Origin of the sequence: Mycolicibacterium baixiangningiae (assembly GCF_016313185.1) — a bacterium.
Classification (GTDB): domain Bacteria; phylum Actinomycetota; class Actinomycetes; order Mycobacteriales; family Mycobacteriaceae; genus Mycobacterium; species Mycobacterium baixiangningiae.
The window spans coordinates 746,468-766,610 of sequence record NZ_CP066218.1 but is presented as its reverse complement, the minus strand read 5'-3'; the positions used below and the strand labels follow the sequence as shown (position 1 = coordinate 766,610).

Annotated in this window: 18 protein-coding genes; 8 read left to right on the top strand and 10 right to left on the bottom strand. The window is 67.4% G+C overall.

Annotated features, from left to right (window positions below; all coding sequences use genetic code 11):
- The 5 genes from I7X18_RS03580 (at position 1) to I7X18_RS29805 (ending at position 5,396) form a co-directional block, all read left to right on the top strand.
- Positions 1-2,001, top strand: a complete 2,001-nt coding sequence (locus tag I7X18_RS03580) for a prolyl oligopeptidase family serine peptidase (protein WP_193044519.1) — start codon at positions 1-3, stop codon at positions 1,999-2,001.
- A gap of 175 nt (positions 2,002-2,176) precedes the next feature.
- Entirely contained in the window at positions 2,177-2,773 is a 597-nt protein-coding gene (locus I7X18_RS03575; protein ID WP_193044520.1) for a sensor domain-containing protein, read from the top strand.
- 386 nt (positions 2,774-3,159) lie between these two features.
- Positions 3,160-3,549, top strand: coding sequence for a DUF2563 family protein (locus I7X18_RS30050; RefSeq protein ID WP_408632902.1), 390 nt, complete (start codon positions 3,160-3,162; stop codon positions 3,547-3,549).
- Between the two features lie 399 nt (positions 3,550-3,948).
- Entirely contained in the window at positions 3,949-4,638 is a 690-nt protein-coding gene (locus I7X18_RS03565) for a hypothetical protein (protein WP_198730521.1), read from the top strand.
- 623 nt (positions 4,639-5,261) lie between these two features.
- Positions 5,262-5,396 (top strand): hypothetical protein, encoded by a 135-nt coding sequence (locus tag I7X18_RS29805; protein ID WP_269751291.1) that lies wholly within the window; start codon positions 5,262-5,264, stop codon positions 5,394-5,396.
- On the opposite strand, the gene I7X18_RS03560 is transcribed toward I7X18_RS29805, so the two are convergent.
- The 9 genes from I7X18_RS03560 to I7X18_RS03520 form a co-directional block, all read right to left on the bottom strand.
- Entirely contained in the window at positions 5,360-6,712 is a 1,353-nt protein-coding gene (locus tag I7X18_RS03560; RefSeq protein WP_193044524.1) for a cytochrome P450, read from the bottom strand. The genes I7X18_RS29805 and I7X18_RS03560 overlap by 37 nt on opposite strands.
- A gap of 64 nt (positions 6,713-6,776) precedes the next feature.
- Entirely contained in the window at positions 6,777-7,646 is an 870-nt protein-coding gene (locus I7X18_RS03555; RefSeq protein ID WP_193044525.1) for a hypothetical protein, read from the bottom strand.
- 16 nt (positions 7,647-7,662) lie between these two features.
- Positions 7,663-9,171 carry an aldehyde dehydrogenase family protein gene (locus I7X18_RS03550; protein WP_193044526.1) on the bottom strand — a complete coding sequence of 503 codons (1,509 nt, stop codon included), beginning with the start codon at positions 9,169-9,171 and terminating at the stop codon, positions 7,663-7,665.
- Between the two features lie 53 nt (positions 9,172-9,224).
- Positions 9,225-9,725, bottom strand: coding sequence for a phosphatase PAP2 family protein (locus I7X18_RS03545; RefSeq protein ID WP_232375402.1), 501 nt, complete (start codon positions 9,723-9,725; stop codon positions 9,225-9,227).
- A gap of 37 nt (positions 9,726-9,762) precedes the next feature.
- A complete protein-coding gene (locus tag I7X18_RS03540) occupies positions 9,763-10,281 on the bottom strand; it encodes a mycothiol transferase (RefSeq protein ID WP_193044528.1) in 519 nt (172 codons plus the stop codon).
- Between the two features lie 23 nt (positions 10,282-10,304).
- Complete coding sequence (locus I7X18_RS03535) at positions 10,305-10,694, bottom strand: VOC family protein (RefSeq protein WP_193044529.1); 390 nt, start codon at positions 10,692-10,694, stop codon at positions 10,305-10,307.
- Between the two features lie 197 nt (positions 10,695-10,891).
- Positions 10,892-11,713 carry a hypothetical protein gene (locus tag I7X18_RS03530; protein WP_404822734.1) on the bottom strand — a complete coding sequence of 274 codons (822 nt, stop codon included), beginning with the start codon at positions 11,711-11,713 and terminating at the stop codon, positions 10,892-10,894.
- 264 nt (positions 11,714-11,977) lie between these two features.
- Positions 11,978-13,603 (bottom strand): chaperonin GroEL, encoded by a 1,626-nt coding sequence (groL, locus tag I7X18_RS03525; protein WP_193044530.1) that lies wholly within the window; start codon positions 13,601-13,603, stop codon positions 11,978-11,980.
- A gap of 190 nt (positions 13,604-13,793) precedes the next feature.
- Positions 13,794-14,276 carry a TetR/AcrR family transcriptional regulator gene (locus I7X18_RS03520; RefSeq protein WP_193044531.1) on the bottom strand — a complete coding sequence of 161 codons (483 nt, stop codon included), beginning with the start codon at positions 14,274-14,276 and terminating at the stop codon, positions 13,794-13,796.
- A 14-nt stretch (positions 14,277-14,290) separates the two neighbouring features.
- On the opposite strand from I7X18_RS03520, the gene I7X18_RS03515 reads away from it, so the two are divergent.
- Positions 14,291-15,187 (top strand): SDR family NAD(P)-dependent oxidoreductase, encoded by an 897-nt coding sequence (locus I7X18_RS03515; protein ID WP_193044532.1) that lies wholly within the window; start codon positions 14,291-14,293, stop codon positions 15,185-15,187.
- A gap of 11 nt (positions 15,188-15,198) precedes the next feature.
- Entirely contained in the window at positions 15,199-15,696 is a 498-nt protein-coding gene (locus I7X18_RS03510) for a cupin domain-containing protein (protein WP_193044533.1), read from the top strand.
- A gap of 3 nt (positions 15,697-15,699) precedes the next feature.
- Here I7X18_RS03510 and I7X18_RS03505 read toward each other — a convergent pair whose 3' ends face one another.
- Positions 15,700-18,237: an excinuclease ABC subunit UvrA gene (locus I7X18_RS03505; RefSeq protein WP_193044534.1), complete on the bottom strand. Its 2,538-nt coding sequence runs from the start codon at positions 18,235-18,237 to the stop codon at positions 15,700-15,702.
- A gap of 218 nt (positions 18,238-18,455) precedes the next feature.
- Between I7X18_RS03505 and I7X18_RS03500 the strand changes: the two genes are divergently transcribed.
- Complete coding sequence (locus I7X18_RS03500; protein ID WP_193044535.1) at positions 18,456-20,138, top strand: DEAD/DEAH box helicase; 1,683 nt, start codon at positions 18,456-18,458, stop codon at positions 20,136-20,138.
- The last annotated feature ends 5 nt before the right edge of the window (positions 20,139-20,143 follow it).

Below are 20,143 nucleotides of genomic sequence, written 5' to 3'. Positions count from 1 at the left end.
GTGACTGACGACGCGTACCTGTGGCTCGAGGACATCACCGGCGACGACGCCCTGGACTGGGTGCGACGGCACAACGAACCGACCCTTGCCGACCTCGGCGGTGAGCGGTTCGAGCAGATGCGCACCGAAGCGCTCGAGGTGCTCGACACCGATGCGCGCATCCCCTACGTCCGCCGCCGCGGCGAATACCTCTACAACTTCTGGCGCGATGCGGCCAACCCGCGGGGGTTGTGGCGGCGGACCACGCTGGAGAGTTACCGCACCGAGGAACCGGAGTGGGACGTCGTCATCGACGTCGACGCGCTGGCGCGGGCCGACGACGAGAACTGGGTGTGGGCGGGCTCCGACGTCCTCGAACCCGACCACACCCGCGCACTGGTGAGCCTTTCACGCGGCGGTGCGGACGCCGCGATAGTGCGGGAATTCGACATCGCCGCACGGCAATTCGTCGATGACGGGTTCGAACTCCCCGAAGCCAAGACGGCGATCAGCTGGGAGGACGAGGACACCGTGCTGGTGGGCACGGATTTCGGGGAGGGCGCGCTGACCGAATCCGGCTACCCGCGGCTGGTCAAGCGGTGGCGCCGCGGCACGCCGTTGGCCGAGGCGGAGACGGTCTTCTCCGGCGACGCGACCGACGTCATCGTCACCGCGTCGGTAGACCTCACCCCGGGTTTCGAGCGCACGATGGTGCGTCGCGCCGTCGACTTCTTCAACGACGAGGTCTACGAGTTGCGCGGCGGTGAGCTCATCCGCATCGACGCGCCGACCGACGCCACGGTGTCGGCGCACCGGGAGTGGCTGCTCATCGAGCTGCGCACCGACTGGGACACCGGCACCGAGCAGTACCGCGCGGGGTCGCTGCTCGCCGCGAACTACGACGAATACCGCAGCGGGACACAGCAGCTGCAGGTGGTGTTCGAGCCCGACGAGCACACGTGCCTGCACCACTACGCGTGGACCCGCGACCGGCTGGTCGTCGTCACCCTCGCCGATGTCGCGAGCCGGGTCGACGTGTACACCCCCGGTGCGTGGACGGCGCAGCCCGTGCCCGGGTTGCCGGACAACACCAACACCGTGATCGTGGCCGCCGACGACCTCGGTGACGAGATCTTCCTGGACTCCAGCGGTTTCGACACCCCCTCGCGGCTGCTGCACGGGATGGCTGGCGGCGAGCTGACCGAGATCAAGCGTGCGCCTTCATTTTTCGACGCCGCCGACCTGAAGGTCGACCAGCATTTCGCCACGTCAGCGGACGGCACGAAGATCCCGTACTTCGTGGTCGGACACCGGCACAAGCAGGCACCGGGGCCGACGCTGCTGGGCGGCTACGGCGGTTTCGAGGTGGCGCGGACGCCCGGCTACGACGGTGTGCTGGGCCGGCTGTGGTTGTCGCGGGGCGGGACCTACGTGCTGGCGAACATCCGCGGCGGCGGCGAGTACGGGCCGACGTGGCACACCCAGGCGATGCGCGAGGGCCGGCACCTCGTCGGCGAGGACTTCGCCGCTGTGGCAGCCGATCTCGTCGAGCGCGGAATCACCACGGTCGACCAGCTGGGCGCCCAGGGCGGCAGCAACGGTGGGCTGCTCATGGGCATCATGCTCACGCAGTATCCGGAGTTGTTCGGAGCGCTGGTGTGCAGCGTGCCGCTACTCGACATGCGTCGGTTCCACCTGCTGCTGGCCGGAGCGTCGTGGGTGGCCGAGTACGGCAACCCCGACGATCCGGGTGACTGGGAGTTCATCTCGGAATACTCGCCCTACCAGAACATCTCGTCCGAGCGCAGGTATCCGCCGGTGCTCATCACCACCTCGACGCGCGACGACCGGGTGCACCCCGGCCATGCCCGCAAGATGACCGCGGCGCTGGAAGACGCGGGTCAGCCGGTGCAGTACTACGAGAACATCGAGGGCGGACACGGCGGCGCCGCGGACAATTCGCAGGCGGCGTTCCGAGCGGCGCTGATCTACGAGTTCCTGTTGCGGACGCTGGGGGCGTGACGCCGCGATCTATGACGATTACCCGGTGATCATGTCCCGAACTTCGGCGCGGATGTGCACAGTGGTATGCGCAGGCCTGTTGACACTGGGCTGTACCGACTCCGTCAACGGAAAGCCGGCGCCGGGAGAAGTACTGCCTGAGCGCAGCACTTCGCTGGCACATGAGTATGGCTGGTTGACCAACGCACTCCCGAGCGACGACGATCTGTCCCGGGCAGTTGGCTACCAAATCACCACTGACGGCGAGCACCCGCCCGTACGTGGCGTCACTGATCTTCGCAACACGGCCGCGGTGAAGGGTGAGATCACCGAGCCTCAGTGCTTTGCGGTGACCGCCCCCCTCGAGGTGCAGACCTACAACGCAGCCTCCGTCGAAGCGACGACTTTCGTGACCGACGGTCCGATGACCTACGGCGCGGTAGTTCTGGCTAGCGCAGCGGACGCCGGCTCGCTGTTCGCCGAGTTCGTGGAGCAATGGAAGCAGTGTGACGGTAAGACGGTCATGGATTCCGATGCCTATGGCACGTTCACTGACACCATCGCCGACGTCGAGGTGACGGGCAACGTCCTGTCGGCCGTCGTGACTGTGAACTCGACCTCCCCGACGGGTGTGCCGGTTCGAGATGAGCGCGCTTTGGGAGTGACCGAGAACGGCATCGTCGATATATCGCTGCCGATCACAGACCCTTCCCCTGATACGCCGCGGGAACAGAATCGGGCAATCGACCTCGCCAATGCGATGCTCGAGAACTTCCGAACAGCTCGACGGTAAACCGGCCTCGACCGGGATCGCCACTTCCAACTCGCCGGCTAAGTCTGCGTGCCACCTTTGGCAGCGATCGATGGGCACAACGCACACAACTCATCATCGCGAGGAACAACCCATAACAGCGCGGGCAGCTCGGAGCCCTCTCGATGGCCCAGCGATGTCCGCGCGAGACGTCGACAAAGCGGCTCTCGCTTAGAGCTCGCGGATGTCAATGTTCAGCATGTGCCGGAGACGGTGGCCTTGACGAGAGCCGCGCGTTGTCGCGAACTTCTGCTGCGCGTTCATGGTGTTTGCGGCCTTAATTACCGACATGCCGGACGGACGACGGACGGTATGGTTTCAGCAAAGCATGGGAGGGCCACTTGTTCGTTGATGCCGATTTGCTACGCATGGGTGCTGGCTTCTCGAGAAGCGCGGGCGAGATCGTCCGCCGAGGCGCGGGGCGGTTTGCAGCAACACAGATGACAAATGGCATCTTCGGCGATTTCGATACCGCAAACGAGTTCGAAGCCGCATTGCGCCGCGCAGACGAAGCACAAACGACCACCATGCAAGAGCACCACGCGAGATTGAGCGACCTGTCTGAAAAGGCGAGTGCAGGTGCCGCAGCCTTCCTCGCACAGGATGAGACGAGCGCGTCACATGTCAGCTCCGTGCGCAGAGAGCTCGCCTGCGGATGGCCCTCGGGCTCAATATTTGGACGTCGGTCAGCTCACTGGGTCCGCCGGCGGCGATCCCTGTGCCAGTTGCCAAGTAAGGCTTGGAGATTCAGCCGATGATAGATGACGACCTCGTAGGAAAGGTTGGAGTAGGTCTCATAGCGCTGGGAGTAGTTGGCGGCATGTTCCCGCTGTGGAGGTCGCGAACACTTTCTCCCGCTTCGATTGAGCGTCGCGTGTACTGGTTCGGGTGCCTATCCGGCATCGGGCTTGTATCCGCTTCCCGGTTGCCGGACTGGCGATCTGCCGTATTCATTGGAGTGGCAGCCGTCGTTGTCATCGCCCTCATCGCATTTGCCTACACTTCTCACATCAGCTTCGCGGAACGACGTATGCGTTCTATGAGCGCGACAGAAAGCCGGACCCGCCGCCCGCGATCGCCCAAGCCGATGAGCGGTGATCATTCCGACGCCTGGCTCTGCAGACCGCTCAGGACCGCGACAGTGGCGAAGTAAGCCCATGGTCAACCCAGTCTTCGCGGTTCTAGCGGTCCTCGGCGTGCTTCTACCGCTTCTGCCCTCAAACAATGAACGCACTGAGCGACGCCTCTACTGGACGGGAACCGTCATCGCCTCGGTGTCTGCGTTCTTCGTGCTGTATCCCCCACAGCTGGGTGGCGGATTCGGTCTTGCGGTCGCGCTAGCCGTCGGGATGTCAATCAGGGCCTACATGAGCACGTCGCATATCAGGATCCGGGGGCGCACGTACGCCTTCAGCGTCTGGGACAACGTCGACGCCGGAGGTGATTCGCGCCCCAATGGGCAACCTGGCCACGACCCGGCTCCCGACTCCTACGGTGGGTTCGCCACTGCCACAAAAACTTGGTGGTTGTTCGCGGTGATCATGATCGCCTGCGCGTTCGTGATCGTGGTGTTCGTGACACAGCGCGAAGGCCCGCTGTACGCGCTCGGTGCAGGCGCAGTGATGGTGCTTGTTCCTCTGATTGCGGGACACCAGGATTCGTCGTGGGAGTACCGAGTCGCCCGGGGGCAATGGGTGCCGTTCACGCTCATCGCCGTGGCGACATTGGGCACTTTCGCCGCGCTGTACGGCGGGGGCTATGCGCTAGGCAGGCGATGGCCGCTGCGACCCAAGCGGTCGATGGAGTATCGCGCTCATCCACACTTGCGCAAGAAATTTCCGTCGTGAGGTCTATCATCGGCGCCATCACCGGAGCCCTCGCGTTTGGCGCGGGCGGTAAGGACTCGGCGGGAATATGGGCGACGACTATGACGGGTAGGTGCAGTTCTCGTTGATGGCGCCTGACCACCTCATCCTGGTCGGTGGCGTCGTCGTCGTCGCTGGCTGCCTCGCCGCCGCAATTGTCGGAAGCCGCCGTGTCGCGCGTCATCTCTACTGGTGGAGTTGGTTCATCGGCATATCCGTTATTTCCTGTGCGTTCGCAGATCGCGGGTGGCGAATGGCAGCCGCCGCCGTGGCCGTCGGTTTGATTGCAGCCGTATGTGTGGCCTACATGCGCACTCCGTTCCTCAAGATCGGTAACACCATTCACGCCTACACGCTGGTGGACAGTCGTCCCGACCCACCGGCTCAGGCGCCTCCCCCGCCGCCGGACGCGTATGCCGGTCTCGTCACCGCCCGGAAGGTGTGGTGGACACTGGCCATCTTCAGCATCGCCGCGGCCGCCTCAGCTCTCCGGGCTGGCCTCAGCGGCACGACCGTCGGGATAGGTGCAGTCCTCGCCACGATGCTGTTGGTGACGGGCCATCTCGATGTGCGCGACGGGTTTCCGGTGGCCCGCAAGCAAAAACGTGCCGTTTGCGGTGGTCGCCGTCGCATCACTCCCGCTGTTTCTGGCACCCGTGCTGGCCTACGGAGTCACCTACTACTGGCTCGCTGGCGCCACCGATCACGACAGCGACCCTGCCGACGACGTCACCGGCTGAACCGTGAATTCCACGCCGTACTGGTTGAAGGTCACCGGCAGCGGCTCCTCCGGTGACAGCTGCGGCGTCGACGACAAGCGGAAGTCCAACGCGTTCAACAGGTTCGCCAGCAGCGTGCTCGTCGCGAACAGCACCAGGTTGCGCCCGGGGCATTCGGCCGGACCCGCCGAGAACGGCACCAGCTGCGGATAGGACCGGGCACGTCCGTCGAGCCAGATGTCCGGCACGAAGTCGTGCGCGAACGGCAGCAACTGCGGGTCGCGGTGGAAGGCCGGCGTCACGATCATCACTCCGGCGCCCTTCTCGATGGTGACCGCACCGTCGCGCCATGTCGTGTCCGCGGTCGTATCCCGCAGGATCGTCGGCGTCGTCGGCCACAACCGCACCGATTCGAGGATCGATGACCGCAGGAACGGCCGCAACCGCAGCTGATCGGGCTGAGCCGAATCCTCGATGGCCCTGACCATCGCGTTGGGGTGGGTGGCCAGCGCGGCCAGCGCCCGCAGCTGCGCCATCCCCGCCGCGTCGAACGCGAACAGCCACTGCGGCAGCTGGCCCACCGGGTCGACGGCGCCGCGGGTGGGCACGTCTGCCACCGCGGCGGCCAGCGTTCCGATCTGCGGATCCTCCACATAGTCGTAGAGCCGCTCCAGGAACTTAGCGCGTTTGCGGTAGTGCGGCAGCGACAGGAACGACCAGTTACCGGCCCTGCGCAGTCGCAGGAGCGCATCGGTGATCTCCTCGTCGTCCCGGGCGCGATCGCCGAGGGCCACTCTGCGCACGATCCGCCACCACGCGGCCATGAACTGGTTGGCGTCCATGCTGCCGCGGACCGTCACCGTGTCCACCAGCTCGCGCGCCTCGCTGGTGATCACGTCGGCGAAGGCGCCGGCGAGCCGGTGCATCTCGGCGCCGGAGTCCAGCGCCGAGTCATTGAGGACGCGCCGCTGCTGACGAATGGGTCCCTGGGAGATCAGCACACCGTGCGGCTGGAACCATTCGAGCGCCTTGCGCTTCTCACGGTTGGCGGGGTGGAACGGGTCGGGCGCTTCGGCGAGCACCCGGCCCACGTCTGTCGGGTCGAGCACGACCACCATGCGCCGGCCGGGGAGTACCAGCTCAACGGGTCCGGCGCCGAATTCCTCTCGGAGCAACTGCATCCGACGGACCGCCCTGGCGTCGGCCTGCACGGTCTCCAGCGCCCGCACAGCGGGCCGGCGCCGGGCGATCACGCCGGCGGCGATCGATGCCGAACCAAGATCGGCCAGCGCCGTGGCCGCCCGCACCCCGGTCAGTCGATGCCCACTCGCTCCCATGATCTTGCGTTTCCCCGGGCGGCACCCTGCCAAACTGCAGAGGCGCTGGAGTTCGGGACCTGCGCTACCGCTCGACCCCGCCTGTTAACTCCGGTTGGCGCCGCAGCCCACCGAGCATCGACGCCACCACACCGATCACCACCAATGCCACACCGCCGATCAGTGTCAGGTTCAGCCAGTGGTGCAGGCTGTCCTCGGCGTGGATGACCATCTCCTCGGCGATCCGGCGGAAGTTCCCCTCGGTGCGGTTGAGCGCATCGTCGACGTAGCGGTTGGCCACCTCGAGGCCGGCCCAGCCTGCCGCACCGACCAGCAGAGCCGAAACACCCAGCGCCGCAAGTCCTTTACCGCGGCGTCGGGAACTCGCGAGGGTGAGCAGCGCGAGCACCCCGGTGAGCACCGCCGTGCCGATGCTGACCCATGGGCCCCACGTCGCGATCGTCTGGAGACGGCCCGGCCGCAGTTCGGGTGAGGGCACGGTGACCGGGACCATCAGCGTGTCGGGTACGTCCAGGTCGAGGTTGCCGAGTGTGGCCGCCAGCGACGGATCCGAGAGCATCGGGGCGATATCGATCAACCACTGATCGTCGGTGTTGGCGTGCGGGATGTCGTCGGTGAACATCCACCGATGCGCGATGCGGTTGGCCTGCCCGAACTGACCCGGGAAGCCGGCGTTACCGGTGTAGGCCGCGGCGACCTGGTGCACCAGCATCTCATTCAGCCCGTACCCGCGATCGGCGACGAGCGCGGTGATCTGCGTGGTGAGCTCGTCGGCCATCGCGTCCTGCAGCCGCGTATCGGTGGCCGCCGACGCGGCGAGGTCGGCGTAGCCCTGCTCACTGACCACGTTCTGCTGCGCCCACACTGCGGGCACGGCGACGGCCAACATCACCGTCGTCAGCAGCCACAGCAGGGCTGTCAGGACAAACCGCACGCCGTGCGCCGCCGCCTTACTTGGCCATACGGCGCGGACGGATCAGCGCGAGCTTGGTCATCATCGTGTTCATCCGCTTGAGCGCTCTGGGCGAGTTGTTGTAGTAGTTGCCGCCGGCACCGACATTCGTCCGCGGGGCGACCACCGTCTCGATGCGGCAGTACTTGCGCAGGCCCTCCGGTCCGCCGAACCGCGCACCGATACCCGAGGTCTTCCAGCCGCCCATCGGGGCGGTGGTGCACATCAGGTTGGAGATGACGTCGTTGACGTTCACACCGCCGCAGTCCAGTTGCAGCGCAACGGCTTTCGCCCGCTCGATGTCCTTGGAGAAGACGGCGGCCGACAGTCCGTACGGGCTGTCGTTGGCCAGGCGGACCGCTTCGTCAGCCGAGGACACCTTCATGATCGGCAGCGTCGGACCGAAGGTTTCCTCGGTCATACACGCCATCGAGTGGTCGACGTCGACGAGCACTGTGGGCTCGTAGAAGCTCCCCGGGCCGCTGCGCCGTTTGCCGCCGGTGAGTGCCTTGGCGCCCTTGGCGACCGCGTCCTCGACGTGCCGCTCGATGACGGCCACCTGACCGTCGTCGATGAGCGCCCCGACATCGTTCCCCTCGCCCGCACCCACCTTGAGATTCTTGACGTCACGCACGACGGTGTCGACGAACTTCTCGTAGACGGAGTCCAGGACGTACACCCGTTCCACCGACACGCATGTCTGGCCGGCGTTGAACATCGCACCCCACACCGCGGCGTGCGCGGCGAGTTCCACGTCGGCGTCCTCGAGCACGATCATCGGATCCTTGCCGCCGAGTTCGAGGCTGACGGGGGTGAGCCGGCGCGCGGCGCGTTCCATCACCTTCGCGCCCGTGGCGCTCGACCCGGTGAACTGGATGAAGTCCGAGTTGTCGATGACGGCCTCGGACACCTCGCGGGCACCTTGGGCCAGCGCGAGCACCTCGGGGGCGCCGGAGTCCTGCCAGCCGCGCAGCAGCAGCTCTGCGGTCAACGGCGTGCGCTCCGACGGTTTGAGCAGCACCGCGCAACCGGCGGCCAGCGCGCTGATGGCGTCCATCAGCGCATTGGCGACCGGATAGTTCCACGGCGCGATGATCCCGACGACCGGGCGCGGCCGGTAGTGCACGTCGATCTTCTTGATCGACAGGAACGGCAGCGCCGCCCGACGTGGATCGGGCGCCAGCGCCTTCTCCATCGTGCGGATGTAGTACGACGTGATCATCAGGATCAGTGGCACTTCCTGCGCCGCGTCGACGGCGGACTTGCCCGTCTCCTTGATCAGCAGATCTTCGATCTCGGCGCGGTGATCGCCCATCCAGACGGCGTAGCGGGCCAGCACCTTGGCGCGCCCTTTGGCGCCCCGCGCCTCCCACTCTTTCTGCGCCGCGTGTAGACCGGCAGCGATTCGCGGTACGTCGGCCGGGTCGGTCCAGCGCACCTGCCCGGCGACGGCACCCGTCGCGGGATTGCGGATGGTGCTGTGGTCGAGCTCAGGCGTCGCGGTCATAGGGCTATGTTAACCACCCTTTGTGACGCAGATCGCATCGGGGTTGACACGTGTCAAGTGACGCAACGCGGCCCGGTCACCAGGCGAGCCGCCACCGCCACATAGGCGCTACCGAGTAGCAGCGCCCCCACGGTGTCGGTGAAGTAGTGGAAGGACATCCCGACCAAGATCATTCCGACCACGACGGCCACTGTCGCCAGCACCACCGCCCACAATCGACCGCCGGCGACGAGGACGACCATTCCGGCGACCACGACCAGCGCAGTGACGTGCCCACTGGGGTAGGCGAGTTCCCCGTCGCGGCCACGGCCGAACACCCGCTTGAGCAGCTGCGCAGAGACGACGGCCACCGGCGGGCACAGGGCCGCCACCACCGCCAGCCGCCACCGCCCGCGCCACAGCGCGTAGCCGACCGCGACGGCGAGCACTGCCACCAGGGCGGGTGCCTTGACGTACACCAGCAGCCAGTTCGGGACGTCGAACGCCAGGAGATCGTCGTCGAGCGGGGTCGAACCCTTACCGACCAGCCAGCCCAGCGCGAACAATCCGGCCACGGCGACCACCGGCCACCAATGCAACGCTGTCCTCATCTCAGCGCGAGATGCCCTGGATGTAGGCGGCCTGACCGAGGTGCTGGGTACAGTCGTCGATGATGCTGACCAGGCGGGCGCTGGCGGTGACCGGCGGATCCCAGCGGCGGTCGACGATCTGGGCGAGGTCTTCGGGCGTCACTGACGCGACGTAGGCCAGCGTGGCCTTGTGCACGGCGGAGTAGTAACCGGCCAGCAGGTCGGCGGCGACCCGCACCTTGCCGACGTCCTCGGGGCTGTGGCCGTAGCCGGTGTCGTCGCGCGGCAGATCGAGCCCGAACTGGTCGACCCACCCCTCCCGCGTCCACACCTGTTCGATCCCGGCGATCTCGCAGAGTTGGACGTCCTGGACGCGGGCACTGTGCCACAGCAACCACGCGATGCTGTTCGCTGTCGCCGTCGGACGGTAGAGCGCCACCTCATCGGTCAGATCGTCGGTCAGCTCCTCGACGTGCTCGATCAGGCGGGTGAACGAGTCACGCAACAGTTCGCGGGCGGCGGGCGCATCCGAGTCAGGCATACGGTCAACCTACCCACCGCAGGTCAGGTCTGCGGACCGCCGCCGTGGAAGACGGCCTCGACGTTGTTTCCGTCCGGATCGCGGACGAACGCGCCGTAGTAGTTCTCGTGATACTCAGGCCACAGTCGCGGCTCGTGCAGCGGCTCGGCGCCCAGCGCGAGGGCGGTGCGGAAGAACGCCTGCACGCTCTCGGGGTCCTTGGCCATGAACGCGACGTGCATCTCGCGGTTCGGCCCGGGGACGTTGCCGGCGTTCATATCGCCGATCCAGAAAGCAGCATGGCCTTCGGTGCCGTAGCCGATGGCCACCCCGAAATCCATCTGTCGCGTGAAGCCGAGTACGCCGAGCACCTTGTCGTAGAACTCTTTTGACCTGTCGAAATCGGCGCAGTTGATTCCGAAGTGATCGATCACTCCGTCACCGTACATTCCGGGTATGACATCCGATCTCGTCATTCGCAACGGCACCATCGTCGGCCATCTGGTCTGACCGAGGCGCGGCCCGCCAGGCTGGTCCGCGGACGGCAGCCTGCGCCGGCTCAGCTCCGCTCCCCGCGCGACTGTGCGGTTTCATACGCGACTCGCCACCGCCGGCGTATCGATCCGCACAGTCACCACGTCTTCGGGCACCCACGGGACTCGAGCGCTGCCCCGACACGGTCGAGAAACCACTGCGTGCGAGTGTGCAGGATGCCGCTGGTCAACCGGACGTCGATCCATCCGAGCTCCGACAGGCGGGCGTATCGCACGACGTCCCCCGACCGCTGTCCGGGGTCCGTCCAGTGGTGCGCCCCCTCGAAGTCCACGCCGACGAGGTACTCCGGCCAGCCCATGTCGATGCGTGCGAAGGCCCATCCGTAGTCGTCGAACACTTCGATCTGAGTCTGCGGGGGCGGAAAGCCGGCCTGCACGAGGACAAGGCGCGTGAGGGATTCGTAGGGCGACTCCGCGCCGCCGTCGACGAGGCCGAGTGTCGCGCGCAGCTGCCGCAGCCCCCGAACCCCCGGATGTCGAGCGATGACCGTCTCGACCTCGGGGATCTTGACATCGGTCGCATTCAGGAGCGCGTCGATGCGTTGCACACCGTCGCGCAGCGACATTCGCCGGCCGAGATCGAAGACGGTGCGAGCGGCGGACGTGACCGGCAGCTGTCCGATGGTCTGAACCTCTTCCGCAGCAAGCCTTTCAGTGCGGACGATGACGCCGGCCGGGGGACGCCGATTGGTGTGGATCAGTTCTATCGGGATGTCGGACCCGATCCACTTGGCGCCGTGCAACGCCGAGGCGGAGAGTCCCGCGACCACGGCTCTGCGGCCCGACCAGAGCCACGCCGCGCCGGCACGTTGATCCGTCGGCGGGTCGCTACCGCGAACCGTCCACACGCCGGGAAAGTCAGCGCGATGGAACCGTCGCAACTCGCGGAAGGTGAGCACGCCGTCGTCGAGCGCCTCGGGCCAGAAACGGGCCGTTGATCATCTGCATGGGCCGACGGTCTCAGCGGCATCCGACGGTATGCGTTCCTCAGCGCTGGGTCATCCACAGGCCTCGCATCATCCACAGGCCTCGAGTGTGCGGATCGATACTCCCGCCGCTGCGAGTCGCGGATGAAACCGCACACTCGGCGCAGGCGGCGGGCCGCAGGCGGATACGAAAAGGCCCGGCTCGCCGAAGCAAGCCGGGCCTCTCGCAAAAGGGACTTAGAAGTCCATACCGCCCATGCCACCGGTCGGGTCGCCCGCAGGTGCGGCCGACTTCTCCGGCTTGTCGGCGACGACGGCCTCGGTGGTGAGGAACAGCGCCGCGATCGAGGCTGCGTTCTGCAGCGCCGAGCGGGTGACCTTCACCGGGTCGGCGACGCCGGCCTTGAGCAGGTCCTCGTACTCACCGGTCGCGGCGTTGAGGCCGGTCCCGGCGGGCGAGTTGGTGACCTTCTCGGCGACAACGCCGGGCTCGAGCCCACCGTTGAAGGCGATCTGCTTCAGCGGAGCCGACAGCGCCACGCGGACGATGTTGGCACCGGTCGCCTCGTCACCGGTGAGGTTGAGCTCATCCAGCGACGGAGCCGCCTGCAGCAGCGCGACGCCGCCACCGGCGACGATGCCCTCTTCGACGGCAGCCTTGGCGTTACGCACGGCATCTTCGATGCGGTGCTTGCGCTCCTTGAGCTCCACCTCGGTGGCAGCTCCGGCCTTGATCACCGCAACACCGCCGGCCAGCTTGGCCAGGCGCTCCTGCAGCTTCTCGCGGTCGTAGTCGGAATCGCTGTTCTCGATCTCGGCACGGATCTGCGCCACGCGGCCCTGGATGGCCTCGGCGTCGCCGGAACCCTCCACGATGGTGGTCTCGTCCTTGGTCACCACGATCTTGCGGGCCTTGCCCAGCAGCGAGACGTCGGCGGTCTCCAGGGACAGGCCGACCTCTTCGCTGACGACCTGGCCACCGGTGAGGATCGCCATGTCCTGCAGCATCGCCTTGCGGCGGTCACCGAAGCCCGGAGCCTTGACGGCGACGGACTTGAAGGTGCCGCGGATCTTGTTGACCACCAGGGTCGACAGGGCTTCGCCCTCGACGTCCTCGGCGATGATCAGCAGCGGCTTGCCGGACTGGATGACCTTCTCCAGCAGCGGCAGCAGGTCCTTGACGGTCGACACCTTGGACGACACGAGCAGGATGTACGGATCCTCGAGGACCGCTTCCTGACGCTCGGCGTCGGTGACGAAGTAACCCGAGATGTAGCCCTTGTCGAAGCGCATACCCTCGGTGAGCTCGAGCTGCAGGCCGAAGGTGTTCGACTCCTCGACGGTGATGACACCCTCGTTGCCGACCTTGTCCATGGCCTCGGCGATCAGGTCACCGATGGACTGGTCACCGGCGGAGATCCCGGCGGTGGCAGCGATCTGCTCCTTGGTGTCGATCTCCTTGGCAGAGGCCAGCAGCGTCTCGGTGATCTTCTCGACGGCCTTCTCGATGCCGCGCTTGAGGCCGAGCGGGTTCGCTCCGGCGGCCACGTTGCGCAGACCCTCGCGCACGAGCGCCTGGGCGAGCACGGTGGCTGTGGTGGTGCCGTCGCCTGCGACGTCGTCGGTCTTCTTGGCGACCTCTTTGACCAGCTCAGCGCCGATCTTCTCGTACGGGTCCTCCAGCTCGATCTCCTTGGCGATGGACACACCATCGTTGGTGATCGTGGGGGCGCCCCACTTCTTCTCCAGCACGACGTTGCGACCCTTGGGGCCCAACGTCACCTTTACGGCGTCGGCGAGGGCGTTGAGACCCCGCTCGAGGCCGCGGCGGGCCTCTTCGTCGTACGCAATTGTCTTGGCCATTGCGAAGTGTTTCCTCCGATAACGGATGCACGTTCTTGTCGGTCGGGTCCAGTGCCCGCGACGGACGGCTTGGGTGTGCTCCCGCAGGTGCGGCCCTCGCCTCACCGTCCCGACCTAGCACTCACCGGTCGCGAGTGCCAATGCATTCTTAGCACTCGACCAGGGAGAGTGCAAGGCACGGCCATACCGTTCAGCGCGGGCGCAAACCGTCCATCACCACGGTGGTCGCCCGTTCGGCGACATCGCCGTCGTACGCGCCGATGGCCTGGCACCCGACCAGGATCGCCTTGAGTTCGGGCACATCGACGTCACTTCGAACGGTACCCGCCTCCTGCCCGGCGGCCAGCAGCTCGGCGAGCAGCGCGCGGGCGGCGCGGTCCGCTTCGGGGGTGACGGTGTGGACGTCGATACCCCACCCGGCCAGCGCATCGATCAGCACGTGGTCGGAGGCAGCCCACTCCAGCGTCATCGCCCGCAGGAACGCGAACAGCGCCTCGCCGGGGTCGCCGGATGTCAGCAGCTGCCTGCCCCGGTCGGCCATCTCGTGGAGACGGTGTTCGACGACGGCCGCGTACAACGCCTCTTTGGTGGGAAAGTGACGGTAGATCGTGCCGGCGCCGACGCCGGCGCGCCGGGCGATCTTGTCGACCGGGACCGCAAGTCCCGCTTTCATTGTAGGAGGACCCCATGCCGAAGTGGACCGCAGCCGACATCCCCGCCCAGTCAGGCCGCACCGCGGTCATCACCGGCGCCAACACCGGCCTCGGCCTGGCCACCGCCAAAGCGCTGGCCGCCCACGGCGCACACGTCGTGCTCGCGGTGCGCGACACCGAGAAGGGCAAGAAGGCCGCCGACGAGATCGCCGCCGCCCAGCCGGGCGCAACAGTCACGCTCCAGAGCCTCGACCTCGGTTCGCTCCGGTCGGTCCGCGCCGCGGCCGACGAACTCAACACCGCGTTCCCGCGCATCGACCTGCTGATCAACAACGCCGGGGTGATGTACCCGCCGAAGCAGACCACCGAGGACGGTTTCGAGCTGCAGTTCGGCACCAACCACCTCGGCCACTTCGCACTCACCGGGCTGCTGCTGGAAAACCTGCTGGCGGTACCGGATTCGCGGGTGGTGACGGTCAGCAGCGTCGGGCACCGCATCCAGGCCGCCATCCACTTCGACGACCTGCAGTGGGAACGCAGCTACAGCCGGGTCGGCGCCTACGGACAGTCGAAGCTGGCGAACCTGCTGTTCACCTACGAGCTGCAGCGCCGCCTCGGCGAGACCGGCACCATCGCCGTGGCCGCCCACCCGGGTCTGTCCAACACCGAGCTGATGCGACACCTCCCGTCCGTCTTCAACCCGCTGGTTCCCCTCGTCGCCCAGAGCCCGGCGATGGGCGCCCTGCCCACGCTGCGGGCCGCGACCGACCCCGAGGTGCGCGGCGGGCAGTACTACGGGCCGAGCGGCATCGGCGAAACGCGCGGGTACCCGAAGCTCGTCGGTTCCAGCAGCCAGTCACGCGACGAAGCGCTGGCGCGCCGGCTGTGGGCGGTCTCCGAACAGCTCACCGGAGTGACGTTTCCGCTCTAGGCTCTCCTCCTGTGTCCCTGGTCGTGCCGCCCTATCCCCCGCCGCGCTACACCAAGGACGAACCGGAGGTCAGCGCGTGGCTCAAGCGCGGAGACGAGCCGCCGGACTACGACTCCTTCGGTCTGGTCCAGTACCACTATCTCGCCGACCAGGACGCGACCGGCGGGGATTACGGCCTCTACCGCGTGGAGATCGCCCCGCGCGGCGGCGGACCGGGGCCGCATTTCCACCGCGCCATGTCCGAGGCGTTCTTCGTGCTGTCGGGCAGCATCAGGCTCTACGACGGCACCGACTGGAAGGACGGCACGAAGAACGACTTCCTCTACGTGCCGCCCGGTGGCATCCACGGCTTCCGCAACGAGGCCGACGAGGCCGCGTCGCTCCTGATGCTGTTCGCTCCGGGCGCCCCGCGTGAGCACTACTTCGAAGGCCTGGCCCAGCTCGGCGAGCTGACCGACGACGAGCGCCGAGAGTGGTTCGTCAAGAACGACAACTTCTTCGTCGAGTGAGCGTCACCGGGTGACCAGGCGCGCGGCCAGGTACGGAGCGGTACGGCTGCGCTCGGACCTACTTACCTCCTGCGGCGTTCCCGTCGCGACCACCTGCCCGCCGTCGGTGCCCGCGCCGGGTCCGAGGTCGACGACCCAGTCCGACCCCGCGACCATCCGCATCTCGTGTTCGGCCACCACGACCGTGTTGCCCGCATCGACGAGGCGGTGCAGCTGTGCATCGAGCAGGTCCACATCGGCCGGGTGCAGCCCGGTGGTGGGTTCGTCCAGCACGTAGAGCGTGTGACCGCGCCGGGGCCGTTGAAGCTCCGACGCCAGTTTGATGCGCTGCGCCTCACCGCCGGACAGTTCAGTCGCGGGTTGCCCGAGCCGCAGATAGCCGAGCCCCACCTCGCGCAGCGTCGTCAGGCTGCGCGAGGCGCCCGCGTTGTCGGCGAAGAACTCCGACGCCTCGTCGACGGTCATCGCGAGCACATCGGCGATCGTGCGGTCGCGGTATCGCACCCCCAGGGTGGCCTCGTTGTAGCGAGCTCCCTGACACGTCGGGCAGGTGCCGTATGTGCCTGGCAGGAAAAGCAATTCGACCGATACGAAGCCTTCGCCCTGACAGGTCGGGCAGCGGCCCTCGGCGACGTTGAACGAGAACCGGCCCGCTGTCCAGCCTTTCCGACGAGCCGCGGGCGTCGCCGCGAACTCGCGCCGGACGGCGTCGAAGAGTCCGGTGTAGGTGGCCAGCGTCGAGCGGGGGGTCCGCCCGATCGGCCGCTGGTCGACCGCCACCAACCGGGTGATCGCCTCCACTCCTTCGGCGCTCACACCGATGGACGCATCGTGCTCGAGGTCGACGACCTCGGCGTCTGAGTCCTCGCCGTCGGCGTCGGAATCCAGCTGGTACACCGCGCGGCCCAGATGGCGGTTCACCACGTCGCCGAGCACTTTCCCCACGAGCGTCGACTTACCCGATCCCGACACACCGGTGACCGCGGTGAAGACGCCGAGAGGCAGGTCGACGTCGACGTCGCGCAGGTTGTGCGACGAAATCCCCCGCAGCCGTAGCCATTCCGACGGTGCGCGCGGCGACCGGGCCCTCGTCGGTGCGGTGTCGAAGAGGTATCTGCCGGTGACCGATTCACTGATGTCGGCGAGACCCGGCACCGGACCGCTGTAGAGGATCTGCCCGCCGAGTTCGCCTGCGCCGGGACCGACGTCGACGATCCAGTCGGCGCGGCGCACCACGTCCATGTCGTGTTCGACCAAGAACACCGAATTGCCAGCTCGCCGAAGGCGATCCAGCACGTCCAGCAGGGGCTCGGCGTCGGCGGGGTGCAGACCCGCGGACGGTTCGTCGAGGACGTAGAGCACCCCGAACAGCCCGGCGCGCAGCTGAGTGGCCAACCGGAGCCGTTGCAGTTCCCCCGGCGAGACGGTCGGGGTGCGGCGGTTGAGTGTCAGATAACCCAGGCCCAGGTCGATGAGCACCTGGATGCGGGCGACGAGGTCGGTGGCGATCATCGTGGCGACCTCGGTCAGCTCACCGGACGCCGTCGACTCGAACGCCGCCGCCGCATCGGTGCGCGCGGCGATCGGTTGTAGCGTGTCGGCGAGTTCGGCCAGCGGCATCGCCACGTAGTCGGCGATCGTGCGGCCCGCGAAGGTGACCCTCAACGCTTCCGGGCGCAGTCCCGACCCGTGACACAACCCGCACGCGACGCTGTTGACGTACTGCAGCACCCGGCGGCGCATCGTCGCGCTCTGCGAGTTGGCCAGGGTGTGCCGGACGTGACGTTCCGCACTCGAGAACGTCCCGTTGTAGTGGTAGTCGGCGGTGACGGGGTGCTGCCCCGGATCGATTTCGACGGTCGGTTGCTCGTCGGTGAAGAGAATCCAATCACGGTGCCGCTTCGGCAGTTTCCGCCACGGCTTGTCGATGTCGTAGCCGAGGGTGATGAGGATGTCGCGCAGGTTCTGGCCCTGCCACGCCCCCGGCCACGCGGCGACGGCGCCTTCCCGGATGGTCAGCGACGGATCGGGAACCAGCGTCTCCTCCGTCACCTGATGGATCCGGCCCAGGCCGTGACACTCCGGGCATGCCCCGACAGCGGTGTTCGGTGAGAACGCGTCAGAGTCCAGGCGTTCGGTAGCACCGTGCGGGTAGGTGCCTGCACGCGAGAACAGCATCCGCAGCAGGTTGGACAGTGTTGTGACGGTGCCCACCGTCGACCGCGACGTGGCCGTCCCCCTCCGCTGCTGCAGCGCGACCGCGGGCGGCAACCCGGTGATGTCGTCCACCTTCGGGGCGCCGGTCGGCAGCAGTAACCGCCGCGCGTACGGGGCGACCGACTCGAAGTATCGGCGTTGCGCCTCGGCGTAGATGGTGCCGAACGCCAGCGACGATTTGCCCGACCCGGAGATGCCGGTGAACGCGACGAGCGCGTCACGCGGAGCGGCGACGTCGACGCCTTTGAGGTTGTGCACCCGCGTGCCATAGACACGCACGCACGGATCGTGCTCGTCGCTGGGCGGATCAGAGGTGGTCGTCATCGTGCGCAGAAGAGTACCCACGTTGTCCCCTGGCACGCATGGCGTTTGCTGCACCCTGCACGCCACGGCGGGCGCCGGCACGACTCGCCGGGCAGCGAATTGCCGAGCCCCGATCGCGAGTGACGGCGACACACCGTCTGTCCGGCGACGCGCCATGCGGAAGTGCGCGGCCGGAATCCGTTGCGCTAGGCTCTGTCCGATCAGTGAGGAGTCTCTGGGTGCGGGCATATGCAGCGCCCGACACCCAGGCTTTGCGTGGCTGGCAGCGTCGGGCATTGGTGCGGTATCTTGGCGCCAAACCACGCGACTTCCTGGCGGTCGCGACCCCTGGCGCAGGGAAGACCACGTTTGCCCTGCGCATCGCGGGTGAACTGCTGGCCGACGGCACCGTCGAGCGCGTCACCGTCGTGGTGCCCACCGAACACCTCAAGATCCAGTGGGCAACGGCCGCCGCCCGGGTGGGCATCGCGCTCGACCCGAAGTTCAGCAACTCCTCGGCGCAGACGTCGTCGGAGTACCACGGGGTCGTGATCACCTACGCCCAGGTCGCCAGCCACCCCACGCGGCACCGGGTGCGCACGGAGAACTATCGGACGCTCGTCATCTTCGACGAGATCCACCACGGCGGTGACGCCAAGACGTGGGGTGAGGCGATGCGTGAGGCGTTCAACGACGCCACCCGCCGTCTGTCGCTGACCGGGACACCGTTCCGCAGTGACGACAGCCCCATCCCGTTCGTCTCGTACGTCCCCGACTCCGAGGGTTTGCTGCGCTCGGAGTCCGACCACACCTACGGCTATGCCGACGCTTTGGCCGACGGCGTCGTGCGGCCGGTCATCTTCCTCGCCTACTCCGGGGAGGCCCGCTGGCGCAGCAGCGCGGGCGAGGAGCACGCCGCCCGTCTCGGCGAACCCCTGTCCGCCGAACAGACCGCGCGGGCGTGGCGCACCGTGCTCGACGCCAACGGCGAGTGGATCCCGGCGGTGCTCAAGGCCGCCGACACCCGGCTGCGACAGTTGCGTGCCGGCGGTATGCCCGACGCCGGCGCGATGATCATCGCCACCGATCAGACCGCTGCCCGCCAGTACGCGGCGCTGCTGACGAAGATGACCGGCGAGGCTCCTACGGTGGTGCTCTCCGACGACCCCGGGTCGTCGGCGCGGATCGCGGAGTACGCGGCCGGGGACAGCCCGTGGCTGGTGGCGGTCCGGATGGTGTCCGAGGGTGTCGACGTGCCGCGACTGGCGGTCGGCGTCTACGCCACCAGTGCGTCGACGCCGCTGTTCTTCGCTCAGGCGATCGGACGCTTCGTGCGGTCGCGGCGCACCGGTGAGACGGCGAGCATTTTCGTGCCGTCGGTGCCGACCCTGCTGGATCTGGCCAGCCAGATGGAAGCGCAACGCGACCATGTGCTCGGCAAACCCCACCGGGAGTCGATGGGCGACGAGGAGCTCGTCGAGCGCCGGCGCAGCGAGCCCACCGACGAGGACCGCGGGTTCGAATCCCTGGGAGCCAGCGCGGAACTGGATCAGGTGATCTTCGACGGGTCGTCGTTCGGCACCGCCACCCCGGCCGGCAGTGACGAGGAGGCCGACTACCTCGGGATACCGGGGCTGCTCGATTCCGCTCAGATGCGAGACCTGTTGCGTCGTAGGCAGGAAGAGCAGCTCACCAGGCGCACCGCCTCCGGCGAGCCACCGCCGGTGACCCCCTACGGCCAGCTCCGTGAGCTGCGGTCGGAACTCAACACCCTGGTGTCGCTGGCGCATCACCGTCTCGGGAAGCCGCACGGGTGGATCCACAACGAGCTGCGCCGTATCTGTGGCGGGCCGCCGGTGGCCGCAGCGACGTCAGATCAGTTGCAGGCTCGCATCCAGGCGGTGCGCACGCTCAAGGCGTAGTCCCG